Origin of the sequence: Pseudomonas weihenstephanensis, from assembly GCF_001043055.1 — a bacterium.
GTDB classification, from domain to species: domain Bacteria; phylum Pseudomonadota; class Gammaproteobacteria; order Pseudomonadales; family Pseudomonadaceae; genus Aquipseudomonas; species Aquipseudomonas weihenstephanensis.
On sequence record NZ_JYLF01000004.1, the window covers coordinates 468,992 to 485,076 of the forward strand.

General features: G+C 59.3%; 15 protein-coding genes. 8 read left to right on the forward strand and 7 right to left on the reverse strand.

The features are described from left to right. Nucleotides 1-38: 38 nt before the first annotated feature. Both TU86_RS12735 and TU86_RS12740 read right to left on the reverse strand, forming a co-directional pair. The gene (locus tag TU86_RS12735) at nucleotides 39-1,322 is read right to left on the reverse strand and encodes an OprD family porin (protein WP_048364660.1); all 1,284 of its coding nucleotides are present in this window, start codon (nucleotides 1,320-1,322) and stop codon (nucleotides 39-41) included. 247 nt (nucleotides 1,323-1,569) lie between these two features. Next, nucleotides 1,570-2,268, reverse strand: coding sequence for a DsbA family protein (locus TU86_RS12740; protein WP_048364661.1), 699 nt, complete (start codon nucleotides 2,266-2,268; stop codon nucleotides 1,570-1,572). Nucleotides 2,269-2,529: 261 nt separating this feature from the next. Between TU86_RS12740 and TU86_RS12745 the strand changes: the two genes are divergently transcribed. Next, nucleotides 2,530-4,602 (forward strand): TonB-dependent receptor, encoded by a 2,073-nt coding sequence (locus tag TU86_RS12745; RefSeq protein ID WP_048364662.1) that lies wholly within the window; start codon nucleotides 2,530-2,532, stop codon nucleotides 4,600-4,602. 86 nt (nucleotides 4,603-4,688) lie between these two features. Here the strand turns inward: TU86_RS12745 and TU86_RS12750 are convergent, their stop codons facing one another. Then, on the reverse strand, nucleotides 4,689-4,889 hold the full coding sequence (locus tag TU86_RS12750) for a hypothetical protein (RefSeq protein ID WP_048364663.1): 201 nt from the start codon (nucleotides 4,887-4,889) through the stop codon (nucleotides 4,689-4,691). Nucleotides 4,890-5,118: 229 nt separating this feature from the next. Beyond that, on the reverse strand, nucleotides 5,119-6,228 hold the full coding sequence (gene aguA / locus TU86_RS12755) for an agmatine deiminase (RefSeq protein WP_048364664.1): 1,110 nt from the start codon (nucleotides 6,226-6,228) through the stop codon (nucleotides 5,119-5,121). A 324-nt stretch (nucleotides 6,229-6,552) separates the two neighbouring features. Here aguA and rfbB point away from each other — a divergent pair, with 324 nt between their 5' ends. The 5 genes from rfbB to TU86_RS12780 are packed head-to-tail and all read left to right on the forward strand — an operon-like array spanning nucleotide 6,553 to nucleotide 12,258. Then, complete coding sequence (gene rfbB / locus TU86_RS12760; RefSeq protein ID WP_048364665.1) at nucleotides 6,553-7,635, forward strand: dTDP-glucose 4,6-dehydratase; 1,083 nt, start codon at nucleotides 6,553-6,555, stop codon at nucleotides 7,633-7,635. Continuing rightward, nucleotides 7,632-8,522 (forward strand): dTDP-4-dehydrorhamnose reductase, encoded by an 891-nt coding sequence (gene rfbD, locus TU86_RS12765; RefSeq protein WP_048364666.1) that lies wholly within the window; start codon nucleotides 7,632-7,634, stop codon nucleotides 8,520-8,522. The genes rfbB and rfbD overlap by 4 nt, the downstream gene beginning before the upstream one ends. 55 nt (nucleotides 8,523-8,577) lie before the next feature. Further along, nucleotides 8,578-10,392 carry a sensor histidine kinase gene (locus TU86_RS12770; protein WP_048364764.1) on the forward strand — a complete coding sequence of 605 codons (1,815 nt, stop codon included), beginning with the start codon at nucleotides 8,578-8,580 and terminating at the stop codon, nucleotides 10,390-10,392. Next, nucleotides 10,389-11,783, forward strand: coding sequence for a sigma-54-dependent transcriptional regulator (locus TU86_RS12775; RefSeq protein ID WP_048364667.1), 1,395 nt, complete (start codon nucleotides 10,389-10,391; stop codon nucleotides 11,781-11,783). Before TU86_RS12770 ends, TU86_RS12775 begins: the two co-directional genes overlap by 4 nt. A 19-nt stretch (nucleotides 11,784-11,802) precedes the next feature. Beyond that, entirely contained in the window at nucleotides 11,803-12,258 is a 456-nt protein-coding gene (locus tag TU86_RS12780; protein WP_048364765.1) for a thioesterase domain-containing protein, read from the forward strand. A gap of 103 nt (nucleotides 12,259-12,361) precedes the next feature. Here TU86_RS12780 and cysQ read toward each other — a convergent pair whose 3' ends face one another. Together cysQ and nudE are read right to left on the reverse strand one after the other, a co-directional pair. Beyond that, nucleotides 12,362-13,189 carry a 3'(2'),5'-bisphosphate nucleotidase CysQ gene (cysQ, locus tag TU86_RS12785; RefSeq protein WP_048364668.1) on the reverse strand — a complete coding sequence of 276 codons (828 nt, stop codon included), beginning with the start codon at nucleotides 13,187-13,189 and terminating at the stop codon, nucleotides 12,362-12,364. Then, a complete protein-coding gene (nudE, locus tag TU86_RS12790) occupies nucleotides 13,186-13,752 on the reverse strand; it encodes an ADP compounds hydrolase NudE (RefSeq protein WP_048364669.1) in 567 nt (188 codons plus the stop codon). The genes cysQ and nudE overlap by 4 nt, the downstream gene beginning before the upstream one ends. 88 nt (nucleotides 13,753-13,840) lie before the next feature. On the opposite strand from nudE, the gene yrfG reads away from it, so the two are divergent. Continuing rightward, nucleotides 13,841-14,503 (forward strand): GMP/IMP nucleotidase, encoded by a 663-nt coding sequence (gene yrfG, locus TU86_RS12795; RefSeq protein WP_048364670.1) that lies wholly within the window; start codon nucleotides 13,841-13,843, stop codon nucleotides 14,501-14,503. Nucleotides 14,504-14,553: 50 nt separating this feature from the next. Here the strand turns inward: yrfG and lysM are convergent, their stop codons facing one another. After that, nucleotides 14,554-14,994, reverse strand: coding sequence for a peptidoglycan-binding protein LysM (gene lysM / locus TU86_RS12800; protein ID WP_048364671.1), 441 nt, complete (start codon nucleotides 14,992-14,994; stop codon nucleotides 14,554-14,556). Nucleotides 14,995-15,108: 114 nt separating this feature from the next. Between lysM and TU86_RS12805 the strand changes: the two genes are divergently transcribed. Next, nucleotides 15,109-15,996 (forward strand): LysR family transcriptional regulator, encoded by an 888-nt coding sequence (locus tag TU86_RS12805; protein ID WP_048364672.1) that lies wholly within the window; start codon nucleotides 15,109-15,111, stop codon nucleotides 15,994-15,996. The last annotated feature ends 89 nt before the right edge of the window (nucleotides 15,997-16,085 follow it).

Sequence of the window (16,085 nt, forward strand, 5' to 3'; positions counted from 1 at the left end):
TCGTTCAGCTGTCCGGCCTGTTCAACAGGCCGGTGGCATCAGAACACGTTGATCGGGTAATCAACGAACACGCGCAACTCGTTACCTTCTTTGTTGTACTTGTCGGCGTTGTTCGACACGCGCAACCAGGAACCGCGAACCCGCACGCTCAAGTCTTTAACCGGGCCGCTTTGTACAACGTACTTGGCCTGGTTGTAGATTTCGCGCTCGGTGCCACGGCCACGGTCGGAACCGTCGTCGATGTTACTGCCGCGCACGTAGGCGATGTTGTAGGTCAGGCCCGGAATGCCCACGGCACCGAAGTCAAAACCATAACCGGCTTGCCACGAACGTTCGTCCTTGGCGTTGAAGTCAGACCAGTAGGAGTTGGCCAGCAAGATGGTGTTGCCACCGTCACCCACGCCGCCCGCGTTGCGGTAGCCGCCGTACGGGTAGCCGATTTCACCGGTGCTTTGCTGGTACGCCAGGATCAGCGAGTGAGCGCCAAACGCGTAAGTGGTCGCCAGGCTCCAGATCTTGTTGTCCTGGCCGTCGACTTCCAGCACGTCGCGCGCGTAGTCGGAGTTGACGTGGGTGCGGTAGCCATTGAAGTCAAACTTCAGCGACTGTTTGTCTTGCAGTGGCAGCACGTAGGTCATGCCCAGGTATTGCTTGCGCAGCACGTCTTCCATGTCGGAGGCGTACAGCGAGGCCGAGAAATTGTCGGTGAACTTGTAGCTGCCGCCGAACACGTTGATGCTTTTCAGGTCGCCGCTGTCACGGGCCTCAGCACTCTTGCGCGACTCCGCCGTGAAGCGACCGACGTTGATTTCCAGGCCGTCGATTTCTTTGGAGGTCAGCAAGGTGCCGGTGAAGCTTTCTGGCATCAGACGCGAGCTGTCATACATCAGCACCGGCAGCTCAGGCATTTGGTCACCGTACTTGAGCACGGTGTTAGAGATGCGGAACTTGACCGCAGCGCCCGCTTTGGCAATGTCTTTGGCCGCTTTGCCGCTATCGCCCACTTTGAAGAAGTCGATACCGCCCGCGCCGCTGAGGTTACCCTCGCTGCCCAAACGCAGTGCGTAGATGCCGAATGCATCCACACCCACACCCACGGTGCCCTGAGTGAAACCGGAGGTGAACGTACCGAGGAAGCCTTGGCCCCACTCAGCTTTACGGTCCACACCGTTTTTGTAGTCACGGCTAATGTAGGCGTTACGCGCCAGCACATTCAGATGGCTGTCTTCTACAAAGCCTTTTGCGTCAGCTTGATCGTTAGCCATGGCCTGGGTAGCACTGAGTACGCCCAAAGCGAGAAGACCTATCCGTTTGTTCAACATATTATTTTCCTTATTGCTGGATAAAGGCGCGCTGTGGGTTTCAAGCTGAAACATTGAGTGGTGGTTGCTTCACATAAACAAAAAAGGCCGACATGAGGGTTTCATGCTGGCCTTTCAAAGAGTTGGTGTATGGCTTAGCACCACAGGCGTTGGCTGGAATCCTAGCCGCCGTTACATCTTGGTGTCAATTTGATGAAACTTCTTTGATCTTCCAATGTCTGGCGCAGGCTTGACCCTCGCATCAGTATTACGCATCACAGCCCGTCGGGCCGCAGGCGGGCGACGGGTTGGCAGCGTCATTGCCCGGGGTCGCGTCCTGTTGTCGCAGCCAGGCTGCAAACGCCTCGGGCTTGCCCAGCCAAGGGTTCAAATCGACCACTTGATACTGCCCCGCACGCTCCAGCACCAGTGTGGGAAACCCTTGCCCGCCGACCTGCGCCAACAACCCGCGACTGGCCTTGAAGTGTGCCTGCGTAGGCGCTCCGTTGACCGCGTCATAGGCCGCTAAAAACTCATCGGCTTGCAAGCCCATTTCTGCGGCCACAGCCATCAGCACATCTTCATCCGCAATGCGTCGGCCTTCGACGTAGTGCGCGGTCTGCAAGCGCCCCAGCAGTTCAAGGCCGCGGCCTGCCAACTGTTCAGCCGCCAGCACCGCCGTGGTCGGCGGGGCCGAGTCAAACACCGCCGTGGTGTCACGCAGCAAGCCTTCAAAGTACGCCTGGCCGAAGGGCTGGCCGGTGTATTGGGCAATGCGCCGGTCGTGCGGCATCACATAGTCACGCAATTGCGCTGACACCGGGCGCCGGTGCGCGCCGGTCATCATCCCGCCGCCATGACCCACCACGGGCAAGGTCTGGCGGGCTGCGTCGATCAAGGGCTTGGCGCCGTAGCACCATCCGCACAAAGGGTCGTAAATGTAATGCAAGGTTGTAACAGCGGTCATGAACAGTTCCGAGAGGGAGAGGTAAAAACAGCACGCAGACTAGCGCCGCAGAAGGCCCAGAAAAACGCTGGAATCCTGTTTAGAGTGTTTCGCGGATCGTGCAGATCCCGTGTTTATAGGCGGTTTAACGTTTAAGTAATATTTAGAAACATACTTTCCGGCGAAGCGACTGGTAATGATAAACATCCACTAACAAGAACTATTACCATTCGCACCCTAAAAAATAGAACCCGCCTTAACCTTCTCGGAAGTTTCTCAACCATGCGTTCTCCCTGCCGCTTCACACCCCTCAAACTGGGACTGTGTGCCTGCCTGTACGTCGGTTTCAGCTCCGCTGCCACCACCCTTCCCGAAACCTCGGTCAATGCCGCTGAAGCCGAGGCGGATGACCCGCGCGTCAAAGAGGTCACCACCGCAACCCGCACCTCAACACCGGCGCGTTATGTGCCGCAGGCCATCGACTCGGTCAAAACCAGCAACGTGCTGGATTACGGAATCAACAGCCTTGGCCAAGCCTTGAGCGGTATCCCCAACGTCAGCAGTACCGCAGACACCCGTTTCGACAGCCTGCGCATTCGCGGCTTTGACGCCAGCAACGATTTTTATCTGGATGGCATTCGCGACGACAGCCAGTACGTGCGCGACCTGCACAACATTGAACGCATTGAGGTGCTCAAAGGCCCGGCGGCAGTGCTGTATGGCCGGGGCAGCCAGGGCGGCATCATCAACCGCGTCAGCAAGATGCCGCAGTTCGGGCGCCGCTCAACCGTTCAGGCCCAAGGCGGCACGGACGATTTGCGCAGCCTGTACGCCGACCTCAGCGTCGACCCCAGCGACACCCTCAGCCTGCGCCTGAACATGGGCAACGAAGACAAAAACAGCTTCCGCGACAACGTCAGTGGCAACCGCCAACTGTTCGCGCCCTCGATGAGCTGGCAAATCACCCCCGACCTGAACTGGTTGGTGCAGTACGAATACAGCCGTTACAACCGCACCCCGGATCGTGGCATTCCAAGCGTTGGCGGTCGCCCTGCCGATGTCAGCCGGGGCACCAGCTACGGCGGGCAAAACGATTTCATCGACGACAAAACCCAAACCCTGCGCTCCAAACTCAGTTATGAGTTAAGCGATAACTGGCAACTGCGCCACACCTTGGGCATCTTCAAACTCGACAGCCAGTTCGAAAACACCTACCTGACCGGCTACGACGCCAAAACCCGCAAGGTCAACCGTCAAAGCTGGCAACAGGACATGACCACCCGCAACATTTTCAACAACCTCGAAATCGAAGGCGGGTTTGAAACGTTTGGCCTGGAGCATCGTCTGCTCACCGGTCTGGAGCTGGGCAGCCAGCGGCGTGATCCCAAGCTGTACAGCGCCAAGGGCGTGCCGGGGGTCGACTTGTACAACCCCGATCGCCGCCTGCGCCCTACTGGCGCAATGTTGATTTCCAGCGACAACCACACCGAAGTCGAAAGCCAGGGCCTGTATGTACAGGACCAGATTCGCCTCAACGACCAATGGCAAGTGCTGGCCGGTTTGCGCCATGACCGCTTTGAAGTCGACTCCACCAGCAACCTGAAACACCTCTCCGAAACCCGCAACAGCCAAGGTACCAGCCCGCGTCTGGGCGTGGTCTGGACCCCGTTGCACAATCACTCGTTCTACGCCTCGTGGACCAAAACCTTCTCCCCGGTGGGCGGTGGCTTGATCGGTATCACGCCGGGCGCCGCAGGCAACAGCAACGACCTGAGCCCCGAACTGACCAAGCAAAAAGAAATTGGCGTAAAAAGCGACTGGATGGACGACCGCCTGAGCACCACGCTGGCGGTGTATGAGCTGGAGCTTTACAACCGTCGTACCAAAGACCCTGAAAACCCGGAAATCACCCTGTTGTCGGGCTTGCAACGTTCACGCGGCATCGAGCTGACGGCCAGCGGCAAACTCGGCGGCAACTGGTACTTGCGCGGCGGCGTGGGCGTGCAAGACGCCACCGTGGTCAAAGACAACAACGGCTTCGAAGGCAAGCGCATCAATGGCGTGGCCAAGCACAACGGCAATGTGTTCCTGACCTGGAAACCGGAAATGGGCTGGTATGCCGAAACCGGCCTGACACTGGTGGGTCAGCGTTATGCCGACAACCAGAACACGGTGGTATTGCCGGGCTATGGCCGTTGGGATGCTCTGGCGGGGTATCGGGAAAAGGACTGGGAAGTCAGCGGCGCGTTGACCAACCTGACTGACCGTGACTACTACGCTTCAGCCACCAGCGGTTCGCAAATCATGCCGGGCGAACCCCGCAGCCTGGTGGTGACGGGCAAGTACAGCTTCTGACCCCCCCTCACCTGAAGTCGCTGGCGAAGGCTGCGATGGGCTGCGCAGCAGCCCTGAAAGGCGCCGCCTGTGCCAGCGACTACCGCTCAATTCATCCATACACCCGACAGGGCCTCCAATTCTGCCTCGCTGAACAACCCGGCCGGGTAGCGTTCGCGAAGAATCTGATAGGCAGACTGGCCTGGCTTGTTGCAGGGTCCTTTGCGTTTAAACCAATTGGCCAGAACGATAAGCGACTCACGACTCACCGATTGTGGCCGCGAACCTCGCTCGCAAAATACGTTCATGACAGCGCTCTCCAGGTACTTGAGCGGCAAATGTACTCAAGGTGTGTGACAGAACATCGCCGCGCAGCGCGCAACGTGCCCAGACATGGCTCCCTTCAAGATTTTTAACAAACTCTTTTACAAAATTTATACCAACTTTTCGAATAACCTTTTGATCTGGAACAAAAAACCCGCCGTTCTTGCGAACGGCGGGTTTTTATTTCGCCAATCAGGCGGGGAGGAGTCTAGATCAAGCCTTGTGTGGCGCAGGCTGCTGTTGGGTCAAGCAATGAATATTGCCGCCGCCCAACAACAATTCACGCCCTGGCACCATCACCACTTCGTGCTGCGGGAAGAGGTTTTGCAAAATGACTTTGGCCTGGGCGTCCATCGGGTCATCAAAGCTGGGGGCGATAATGCCGCCGTTGACGATCAGAAAGTTCACGTAAGAGCCGGCCAGACGCTGCGAGGGGTGACGGTCCTGGCTGCCAGCCACTTTGTCGACGCCATCGCACTCTTCCTGGGTGGCGTACATCGGCCCCGGAATCGGCATTTTATGCACCACAAACGGGCGGCCCTTAGCATCTGTGCTGGCCGACAGCACTTTCATTGCGCCGTGGCAGCGCGCGTAGTTGGGGTCGCGCTCGTCATCGGTCCAGGCCAGCAACACTTCGCCTGGGCGTACGTAGCAACAAAAGTTATCCACATGACCGTCGGTTTCGTCGTTGAACAGGCCGTCCGGCAACCAAATGATGGTGCTCACGGCCAACTGCGCGCGCAGCACGTCTTCGATTTCTTCACGCGACAGGTGCGGATTGCGATTGCGGTTGAGCAGGCACTCGGCGGTGGTGATCAGCGTGCCTTCGCCATCCACATGGATCGAGCCGCCTTCGAGTACAAAGCCTTCGGTGTAATAACGCGGGCACCGTTCGATTTCCAGCACCTTACTGCCCACCTGCCGGTCGCGATTCCACGGCGCATACAAACCGCCGTCAAAGCCGCCCCACGCGTTGAAATCCCAGTTCACACCGCGCACTTCGCCGCTGTCGTTGATCACGAACGTCGGGCCGCTGTCACGCACCCACGCGTCATCGCTGGACATCTCGACCACCCGAATATTGGGCACATCCAGGCGAGCGCGGGCGTTTTCGTACTGCTGCGCCGACACACACACGGTCACCGGTTCAAACCGGGCAATCGCCTTGGCCACGGCCACATGCGCAGCTTGCGCGGGCTTGGCGCCTAACCGCCAGTTGTCCGGGCGCTCAGGCCAGATCATCCAGGTTTGGGTCTGTGGCGCCCATTCGGCCGGCATGTAAAAACCGTCAGCGCGGGGCGAACTGTGCAAAAGAGTGGTCATTTAAATCAGGACTCCAAAAATCCGTCGAGGTTTGATTGAGCCATTGGGCGGCCAGCGGCGAAAGAACAGTGGACGCGGGACAGGGGCACGTCAACACGCCACCGCCTTATAGACGATAAATATCCATATTAAAAACCATTTCAGAGAAACGGCCGCTAAAAATGAATAATTTTACCGATATAAATCGATAAAACAGCGTAGCGCCTCTCGCTCAGCCTTTCACGCAACGAGGGCGGGCGCACACTTGCACTTGCACCGCCTCGCGCATGCCCACAAGCTATGCGCCAAACGTTTTAAGTCCGTCAGGGAACAAGGAATATCCATATGCGCATTTTAGTCACCGGCGGCGCCGGTTTTATTGGTTCGGCTCTGATCCGTCATCTGATCCAGAACACCGGGCACGAAGTGCTCAACCTCGATAAGTTGACCTACGCCGGTAACCTGGAATCGCTGCAAAGCATTGCCACCGACACCCGTTACGAATTTGTGCAGGCCGACATCATCGACCAGGCCACCGTCAGCGCTGTCATCGCACGCTTCCAGCCAGAGGCCATCATGCACCTGGCGGCCGAGTCCCACGTTGACCGTTCGATCGACGGACCTTCGGACTTTATCCAGACCAACATCGTGGGCACTTACAGCTTGCTGGAAGCCACCCGTGCGTACTGGCTCACACTGGCAGAACCGGCAAAAAGTGCGTTCCGCTTCCACCACATTTCCACTGACGAAGTGTATGGCGACCTGCACGGCGTCGACGACCTGTTCACCGAAACCACGCCCTACGCGCCAAGCTCGCCGTACTCGGCCTCTAAAGCGGCTTCGGACCACCTGGTGCGCGCCTGGAACCGTACCTACGGCCTGCCGGTGTTGCTGACCAACTGCTCCAACAACTACGGGCCGTTCCACTTCCCGGAAAAACTGATCCCGCTGGTGATTCTCAATGCCCTGGCGGGCAAACCGCTGCCGGTGTACGGCAACGGCCTGCAAGTGCGTGACTGGCTGTTCGTCGAAGACCACGCCCGTGCCTTGCTCAAAGTCGTGACCGAAGGTGTTGTGGGCGAGACCTACAACATTGGCGGCCACAACGAGCAGAAGAACATCGACGTAGTGCGCGGCATCTGTGCCCTGCTCGAAGAGCTGGCGCCACAGCGTCCGGCTGGCGTTGCACAGTTCGCAGACCTGATCACCTTCGTCAAAGACCGTCCGGGCCACGACCAGCGCTATGCAATCGATGCCAGCAAGATCGAACGCGAGCTGGGCTGGGTGCCTGAAGAAACCTTCGAAACCGGCCTGCGCAAAACCGTGCAGTGGTACCTGGACAACCTGGAGTGGTGCAAACGCGTTCAGGACGGCAGCTACCAAGGTGAGCGTCTAGGCTTTACAGAACCTAAAGACCTGATTGCATGAACACGGGCTCGCCAAAATTGAAAATTCTGATCAGCGGTAAAACCGGTCAAGTCGCACGTGAACTGCAAATCCGTCTTGCTGATTTGGGCGAGCTGGTGGTGCTGGGGCGCGATGAACTGGACCTGAGCCAACCCGAACACATCCGGGCGCAGGTTCAGGCCCACGCGCCCGACCTGATCATCATCGCGGCTGCCTACACGGCCGTGGATCAGGCCGAAAGCGAGCCCGAGGTGGCCAATGCGATCAACGCCACAGCGCCTGGCATCTTTGCTGAAGAAGCCAAAAAACTGGGTGTCCCGTTGATCTACTACTCCACGGACTACGTGTTCGATGGCACAAAAGAAGGCGCCTACACCGAAGACGACGCAACCAACCCGTTGAACGTCTACGGCCAAAGCAAGCTGTTGGGCGAAAAAGCCATTGCTGCAACCGGTTGTGACCATCTGATCCTGCGCACCAGTTGGGTGTACTCCTCCCACGGCAAAAACTTCCTGCTGACCATGCAGCGCTTGCTGCAAGAAAAGCCTGAACTGCGCATTGTGGCTGACCAGATTGGCGCGCCCACGTGGGCCGGCACTATTGCCCACAGCACGCGCCAGTTGATTGAGCGTTGGCAGGCAGGTGCAGCCGCAGCCTGGGGTACGTATCACCTCACCGCCCGCGGCGAAACCTCATGGTTCGGGTTTGCTCAAGCCATTGGCGAACAACTGCTGGCGATGGACAAAACGTGTGCGCTGCTCCAAGCCATCCCGTCGAGTGCCTACCCGACCCCGGCCAAACGCCCGCTCAACTCACGCCTCGATTGCAGCCGTCTTGCAGATCAATGGCATGTCACGCAACCCGACTGGCACACCGCGCTGCGCGAGTGCCTGGCCGAGCAAGGTTAAGCCTGCGCCTTAACCGCAGGTATACTGCGCCGTACTTTTGCGGCGTAGTTTGATGATGATTAAACCCCCTCCCGTTCCTCCCAGACCTCGCTGGCGCAGCCTGGCGTTACTGGCCCTGTGCCTGGCGCCGCTGTTATGGCCGTTGCAGCATCTAGCCGAGCGCTATTACCGCAGTGAACTGGCCGGGCAAAATCGTCAAACCCTCGACCTCTACGTGGCCAACCTGCTGGGCACGTTGCATCGCTATGAAGTGCTGCCGCAAATTCTCGGCGAGTTACCGGCGTTGCGCGCTTTGCTGGCCGACCCGGAAAACCCGCAAGTTCTGAGTCACGCCAACCAGTTGCTCAAAGACATCAGCAACCAGACCGGGGCTGAGGTCATGTACTTGATGGACGCTCACGGCGACACGCTTGCCGCCTCCAACTGGGACATGCAAGACAGCTTTATCAGCCGCAACTTTGCCTTTCGCCCGTATTTCAGCGAAGCGATGCAAGGCCAACTCGGGCGTTTTTTCGGTCTGGGCACCACCTCGGGTAAACGCGGTTATTTCTTTGCTGCGCCCGTGACTGAGGGCGACAAAAAAATCGGGGTGCTGGTGGTCAAAGTTGACCTGGACCACACCGAACGCCTGTGGGGCCAAACCCCCGAACAACTAATGGTGACCGACCCCAATGGTGTGGTGATTCTCACCTCGCGGCCCGAGTGGCGCTTCAGGGCGACCCGCGATTTGTCACAGGAAGAACGCCAGTCCATTTTCGCCATCCTGCCCTACCCGACCCGCGACCCGAAGCCATTGGCGCTGAACCTCGCGGCCTGGCAGGTGCAAACGCAAAAAATCGACGAAACCGGCTGGAGCGTGAACATCCTGGCGCCGCGCACCTTGATCGACCGCCCGGTGCGCACCGTGCTGGCCATCGGCGGCGCCACGTTGCTGGTGGTGATGCTGTTGATCGGCCTGATGATGCAACGTCGGCGCCATTACCTTGAACGTATTGCGTTTGAAGCCAAGGCCCGGCGCGAGCTGGAAATGCGTGTCGCCGAGCGCACCAGCGACCTTGAAGGGCTGAACCGGCGCCTGCGCGAAGAAGTGCTGGAGCGTGAGCACGCCCAGCAAGAGTTGGTGCGCGCGCAAGACGATCTGGTACAAGCCGGCAAGCTGTCGGCCTTGGGCACCATGTCGGCGAGCATCAGCCACGAGCTGAATCAGCCGCTGGCAGCCATCCGCAGTTACGCCGAAAACGCCGAAGTGTTGCTTAACCATCAGCGCATCGAAGACGCGCGCGGCAACCTCAAACTGATCAACGAACTGACCGGGCGCATGGCCTCGATCATCGCTCATTTGCGCGCCTTCGCCCGCCGCGACCGCCACGCCCCCGAAAGCGTCGCCTTGCAGCCCGCGCTGGATGACGCGCTGGCCCTGCTGGCCAAACGTCGGCGCAGCATGGAAGTCGAGCTGATCCGCGATCTGCCCGCCGCCACGCTGTGGGTAGAAGCCGGTGAAACACGTTTGCGCCAAGTGCTGGGCAACCTGCTGGCCAACGCCCTCGATGCGTTGACCGAAAAAGGCCCGCCACGGCGCCTGTGGCTGAGTGCCGAATCCACGCCCGAAGGCGTCACTGTGTGCATCCGCGACAACGGTCCCGGTTTCTGCATGGAAGCCTTGGGCCGCGCCGGTGAGCCGTTTTACACCACCAAAACCCGCACGCAGGGTCTAGGCTTGGGCCTGGCCATTTGCGACACCCTGATTCGTGCCTTTGGCGGCGAGCTGCTGTTTGCCAATCACAAGGAAGGCGGCGCTTTAATCACCCTACGACTGCGCGCAGGCGCGCCGGGCGTCAGCCTGCAAGCTTCAGAGGACTCCAGGTCATGAGCCAATTCATCGACGCGAACGTGCAAGTGATCCTGATCGACGATGATCCTCACTTGCGCCAGGCGCTGTATCAAACCCTCGACCTGGCCGGGCTCAAGGTGCTGCCGCTGGCCGAGGCCACCGGGCTGGCCGAACGCATCGAGCGCAACTGGCCGGGGATGGTGGTCAGCGACATCCGCATGCCGGGCATGGATGGGCTTGAGTTACTCAACCAGTTGCACACCCAAGACCCCGAATTGCCGGTGTTGCTGATTACCGGTCACGGTGATGTGCCGCTCGCGGTACAGGCCATGCGTGCCGGGGCTTACGACTTTTTGGAAAAACCTTTCGCCAGCGACGCGCTGCTCGAGGGTGTGCGCCGGGCCTTGGCCTTGCGCGCACTGGTGCTCGACAACCGCAGCCTGCGCATGGCCCTGAGCGACCGTCAGCAACTGAGCACGCGTCTGGTCGGGCTGTCGGCGCCCATGTTGCGCTTGCGTGAGCAGATCGGCGCCTTGGCTGCCACCAAGGCCGATGTGTTGATCCTGGGCGAGACCGGCTCGGGCAAAGAAGTGGTCGCACGCGCGCTGCATGACTTGTCCAGCCGCAGGGATGGCCCGTTTGTGGCGATCAACGCCGGGGCGCTGGCCGAATCGGTGGTTGAAAGCGAACTGTTCGGCCACGAACCGGGCGCGTTTACCGGCGCGCAAAAACGCCGTATCGGCAAATTCGAATTCGCCAACGGCGGCACCTTGTTCCTCGACGAAATCGAAAGCATGAGCCTGGATGTGCAGGTCAAACTGCTGCGCATGCTGCAAGAACGCGTCGTTGAACGCCTGGGCGGCAATCAATTGATCCCGCTGGACATCCGCGTCATCGCTGCCACCAAAGAAGACCTGCGTCTGGCTGCCGATCAAGGGCGCTTTCGCGCTGACTTATATTACCGCCTCAATGTGGCCCCACTGCGCATCGCCCCGTTGCGTGAGCGCGGCGAGGACGTGTTGATGCTGTTCAAATATTTTGCCGACGAGGCCAGCGCCCGCCACGGCCTGACCCACAACGTACTGCAAGCATCACAGCGCGGGCTGTTGCTGCGCCACACATGGCCGGGCAATGTGCGCGAGCTGCAAAACGTCGCCGAGCGCTTTGCGCTGGGGCTTGAGCTGGCCCTGGACAATGAATCGGGCGAGGCCCGGCCTGAAACGGGCCTTGAAGACGGCGGCACACTGAGCGCGCAGGTCGAGCATTTCGAAAAAAGCCTGATCACCGCTGAACTCGCACGCTCGCACAGCTCCATGCGCAGCCTGGCCGAAGCGTTGGGCGTGCCGCGCAAAACCCTGCACGACAAGCTGCGCAAGTACGGGCTGAATTTCGAAAGCGCCAGCCACGCGCACACCGATGAACTGGATTGATTTGACCCAAGAGGCCCTGATGAACCGCGACAGTCGTTACCTGGAATCCGTCCTGCACCACGACATTCCGCTGACCCGTGACATGGGCCTCAAAGTGCTCAGTTGGCACGCTCACCAATTGCAGCTGCACCTGCCGCTAGATGCCAACATCAACCACAAAAGCACCATGTTTGGCGGCAGCCTGTACTGCGGCGCGGTGCTGGCGGGTTGGGGCTGGCTGCATTTGCGGTTGCGTGAAGCGGGGGTTGAAGGCGGGCACATCGTGATTCAGGAAGGCCAGATCAGCTACCCGCTGCCCGTGACCCAAGACGCCATTGTGCTGTGCGATGCGCCGTCAGAGGCTGCGTGGAACAAATTCCTGGCCATGTACACACGCCACGGCCGGGCGCGCCTGACGCTGGACACCCGCGTCATCAATGCCGAGGGCGAAGCAGACGCGGTGCGGTTCAGCGGGCAATACGTGCTGCACCGTTGATTGCGTAGCCACCGATCGCAGCCTGCGATTGCACCCAATGCCCTTGTAGTCGCTGCCGCAGGCTGCGAAAAGGCCCGCCGGGCCTTCAATCAACCCCTGCGCGTCAGCCCTGAACCAACGCTAACAACGTCTCACGCCAGGGCGCCTGCGCGGGCAACGCCAAAAACGAGGCGTTGAGCAACGATTCGCGTGCCGGGTACGTGAACGGTTGACCATCCAGCTGCAACACCACTCCGCCTGCCCCCTCAAGCACACCTTGTGCGGCGGCCGTGTCCCACTGCGACGTCGGGGCCAAACGCGGATAACAATCTGCCGCGCCTTCGGCCAGCAAACAGAACTTCAGCGAACTGCCGACGCTGGTCAACGTCAACTCACCCAAGTGTTCACTCAAGCCTGCCAGCAAGGCTTCTTGCTCAGGGCTGGAATGACGACGACTGGCCACCACGGTCAACGACTCGCCCGCAGGCACAACAGTGCGCACGCGGATCGGTTTAATCTGCTCACCGTCAGCGCGCCAAGCCCCGATTCCCGCACCCCCGTAGTAACAACGGCCGCGGGTGGGCATCGACACCACACCAAACACCACGCGGCCATGCTCGATCAGCGCCACATTGACGGTGAACTCTTCACTGCCAGAAATGAACTCTTTGGTGCCATCGAGCGGGTCAACCAGCCACCAGCGCGTCCAACCGGCCCGCACGTGCTGCGCGATATTGGCGTCTTCTTCAGACAACACCGCAATGCTGGGGTCGAGCGCTTTCAGCCCATCAACCAACACATGGTGCGCGGCCAGATCGGCGGCCGTCACCGGCGAGTCATCCGCCTTGGCCGTCACGGCCACATCGGCGCGCCAAAACGGCAAAATGGCATCGCCCGCCTGGTGCACCAGTTGAATCACGCCTTGAATCAATTCAGGAAGGGCGCGGCTCACAGCGTAAACACTCCACGCTGGGTCAGCAGGTCACGCGCCAGATACAGCGCAGCCAATGCACGGCCTTCGCTGAATTGCGGGTTTTGGACCAGGTTCGACAGCTCGCGCAAGTTAACCTTGTCGACCCGCATCGGCTCCGGCTCGTCGCCTTCCAGGCGCGACTCATACAGGTCGGTGGCCAGCACCACTTGAATTTTCTGGCTCATGTAGCCCGGCGACAGCGACAGCTCAGTCAGGTGTTCCAACTGACGGGCACCAAAACCGGCTTCTTCTTTAAGCTCACGCTCGGCCGCAGCCAAGACGTCTTCGCCCGGCTCGATCAAGCCTTTGGGCAGCGACACTTCGTATTCATCGGTGCCGCCGCAATATTCTTCGACCAAAATGGCGTGCTCGGCGTCGATCATCGCCACGATCATCACCGCGCCATAACCATTGCCGCGCCCCACCAGGCGCTCATACGTGCGCTCAACGCCATTGGAAAATCGTAATTGCACTTCTTCGACACGAAACAATCGGCTACTGGCAACAATTTCACGGGCGAGTACGGTGGGTTTTTGGCGCATAGCGGCTCCTCAATATGAACGGGTTACTATACCCCGGCTTTTGTGATTGTTTTGGTCGGATGTTTTTCAACGGTGGGAGAAGTTTTGCATGACAGCGTTACCTTGGCGCGACATTGATACCGTGCTGCTGGACATGGACGGCACATTGCTCGACCTGCATTACGACAACCACTTCTGGCTCGAACATTTGCCCAACCGCTATGCCGAACTGCACGGCATCAGCCGGGCCATGGCCGAACTTGAACTGACACCGCTGTTTGAGCGCAACGCGGGCCAACTGCAATGGTATTGCCTGGACTTTTGGAGCACTGAGCTGAAGATCCCGGTGCGCGAGCTGAAACTCGAAACCGCGGACCTGATCGCCTTGCGCCCGGACGCCGACACGTTTTTAGCCGCCATCAAGCAGGCGGGCAAGCGGGTGATTCTGATCACCAACGCGCACCGTGATTCGCTGTCGCTGAAAATGGAGCGTATCGAACTGGCGCCTTATTTTGAAAGGCTCATCAGCTCCCACGACTATGGCTACCCCAAAGAGAGCCCACAGTTCTGGGATGCCTTGCAGGCTGATATCGGCTTTGAACCGGGCCGCAGTTTGTTTATCGACGACACCTTGCCGATTCTGCGCAGCGCACGGGACTTTGGCGTGGGGCATCTGCTGGCGGTCAAACAGCCGGACAGCAAAAAAGGCCCGAAAGACACCGAGGAATTTGCCGCGCTGGAAGATTACCGCGAGTTGCTGGAAGGTCTCTAAACCAGTGACCCTGTAGGTGCGAGCATGCTCGCACCTACAGGGTCATGGGGTTACTCAGGAATACGCAGTGTTTGCCCCGGGTAAATTTTGTTCACGTCTTTGAGCATCGGTTTGTTGGCCTCAAAGATTTTGTTGTACTTGTTGGCATCGCCATACACCTGAAGCGAAATAGCACTCAGGGTGTCGCCCTTTTTAACCACCACAAAACGCGAAGCCACAACCGTAGGGCCGGTGACGGTGATGTGATCTTCAACGCTGGCCACACCTACAATATTGCCCGCGGCCAGAATGATTTTTTCTTTCTCTTCCTGGGTCGCGACCTCGCCCGTGAGCGTTACTTTTTCGCCCTCAACCGTAGCGTCGATGTTGGGGTTGCCCAAGCCTACTTTCTCTACGTGCTTCTTGAGTTCATCCGAGGCATTGGCTTTGCCCGGTGTCAGCAAGTCGATTACTTTTTCGCCCGCTTCCTTGATAAAGCTAAAAATACTCATCGTTCACGCTCCTAGGGTTGGAATAGCCAGACACAGAGCGTAGACCAACATTGGCCAGGCCGGTTCCCGCCCAAGCGCGTTAGAATCGCCCCACGATTGACCTGCGGAGCGACGATGGACATCAAACAACTGAAATTCCTGATCGCCCTGGACGAAACACGGCATTTCGGCCAAGCCGCCGCCCGCTGTCACATCACTCAACCTACGCTGTCGATGCGTTTGCGCAGCCTTGAGCAAGAGCTGGACCTGCAATTGGTCAATCGCGGCCAACGCTTCGAGAGTTTCACCGCACCCGGGGAACGGGTACTGGCGTGGGCCAGAACAGTGCTGGCGGCCTACGACGGCTTGCAAGCCGAAGCCGCCGCCTGTCGCGGCAACCTGATCGGTACGCTGCGTTTAGGCGTGGTGCCGCTGTCCAGCTTTGACCCGCTGCCTTTATTGCAACAACTGCACACCGCGCACCCCGAGCTGCGCTTTGAACTCTCAGCGCTCAGCTCCGAGCAGATCCTGGAGCAATTGGCCCGCAATCAGCTGGATGTCGGCGTGTCCTACCTCGACCGGCTTGACCACGAGCGCTTCGACTCCCTGGCGCTGGGCGAGACCCGCATGGGCCTGTTATACGACCAACGGCACTTCGACTTCGGCGAGCAACCGCTGAGCTGGCAAGCGTTGATCCAACTGCCCCTGGCCCTGCTCAGTGGCGGCATGCATTTTCGCCAGTCTATCGATCACAACTTCCACAGCCGGGGTCTGACGCCGCAACCCTTGCTACAAACAGACGCAGTTCATCAACTGTTACAAGCGGTGCACGGTGGATTGTGTTGCGCGGTGATGCCGCTCGACAGTGGCCTTGAGGCGCTCACCGACGACCTGCGCCTACACCCCATTGCAGACGCGCAGACCCTCGCGCCACTGGGTTTAATCATGCGCCGCGAAGCGCCCCGCTCGGCGTTGGCAGAGGCCTGTTTTGCGCTTAACCGAATATCATCAAACCCTTCTTGATCGACGGCATCTATCAATAGATCAGCACTAGCGATTAGACGTGACACAGTGTCGCGCCTACCCTTAGGGCTGATTAAACCGTCGGTACT

Excerpts from the sequence above, each read along its gene's own strand:
- TU86_RS12780 (WP_048364765.1), top strand. The coding sequence starts at position 11,803 with ATGAACCGCGACAGTCGTTACCTGGAATCCGTCCTGCACCACGACATT.
- lysM (WP_048364671.1), bottom strand. The coding sequence starts at position 14,994 with ATGAGTATTTTTAGCTTTATCAAGGAAGCGGGCGAAAAAGTAATCGAC.
- yrfG (WP_048364670.1), top strand. The coding sequence starts at position 13,841 with ATGACAGCGTTACCTTGGCGCGACATTGATACCGTGCTGCTGGACATG.
- TU86_RS12770 (WP_048364764.1), top strand. The coding sequence starts at position 8,578 with ATGATTAAACCCCCTCCCGTTCCTCCCAGACCTCGCTGGCGCAGCCTG.
- nudE (WP_048364669.1), bottom strand. The coding sequence starts at position 13,752 with ATGCGCCAAAAACCCACCGTACTCGCCCGTGAAATTGTTGCCAGTAGC.
- rfbD (WP_048364666.1), top strand. The coding sequence starts at position 7,632 with ATGAACACGGGCTCGCCAAAATTGAAAATTCTGATCAGCGGTAAAACC.
- TU86_RS12735 (WP_048364660.1), bottom strand. The coding sequence starts at position 1,322 with ATGTTGAACAAACGGATAGGTCTTCTCGCTTTGGGCGTACTCAGTGCT.
- aguA (WP_048364664.1), bottom strand. The coding sequence starts at position 6,228 with ATGACCACTCTTTTGCACAGTTCGCCCCGCGCTGACGGTTTTTACATG.
- TU86_RS12750 (WP_048364663.1), bottom strand. The coding sequence starts at position 4,889 with ATGAACGTATTTTGCGAGCGAGGTTCGCGGCCACAATCGGTGAGTCGT.
- TU86_RS12740 (WP_048364661.1), bottom strand. The coding sequence starts at position 2,268 with ATGACCGCTGTTACAACCTTGCATTACATTTACGACCCTTTGTGCGGA.
- TU86_RS12775 (WP_048364667.1), top strand. The coding sequence starts at position 10,389 with ATGAGCCAATTCATCGACGCGAACGTGCAAGTGATCCTGATCGACGAT.
- TU86_RS12805 (WP_048364672.1), top strand. The coding sequence starts at position 15,109 with ATGGACATCAAACAACTGAAATTCCTGATCGCCCTGGACGAAACACGG.
- rfbB (WP_048364665.1), top strand. The coding sequence starts at position 6,553 with ATGCGCATTTTAGTCACCGGCGGCGCCGGTTTTATTGGTTCGGCTCTG.
- TU86_RS12745 (WP_048364662.1), top strand. The coding sequence starts at position 2,530 with ATGCGTTCTCCCTGCCGCTTCACACCCCTCAAACTGGGACTGTGTGCC.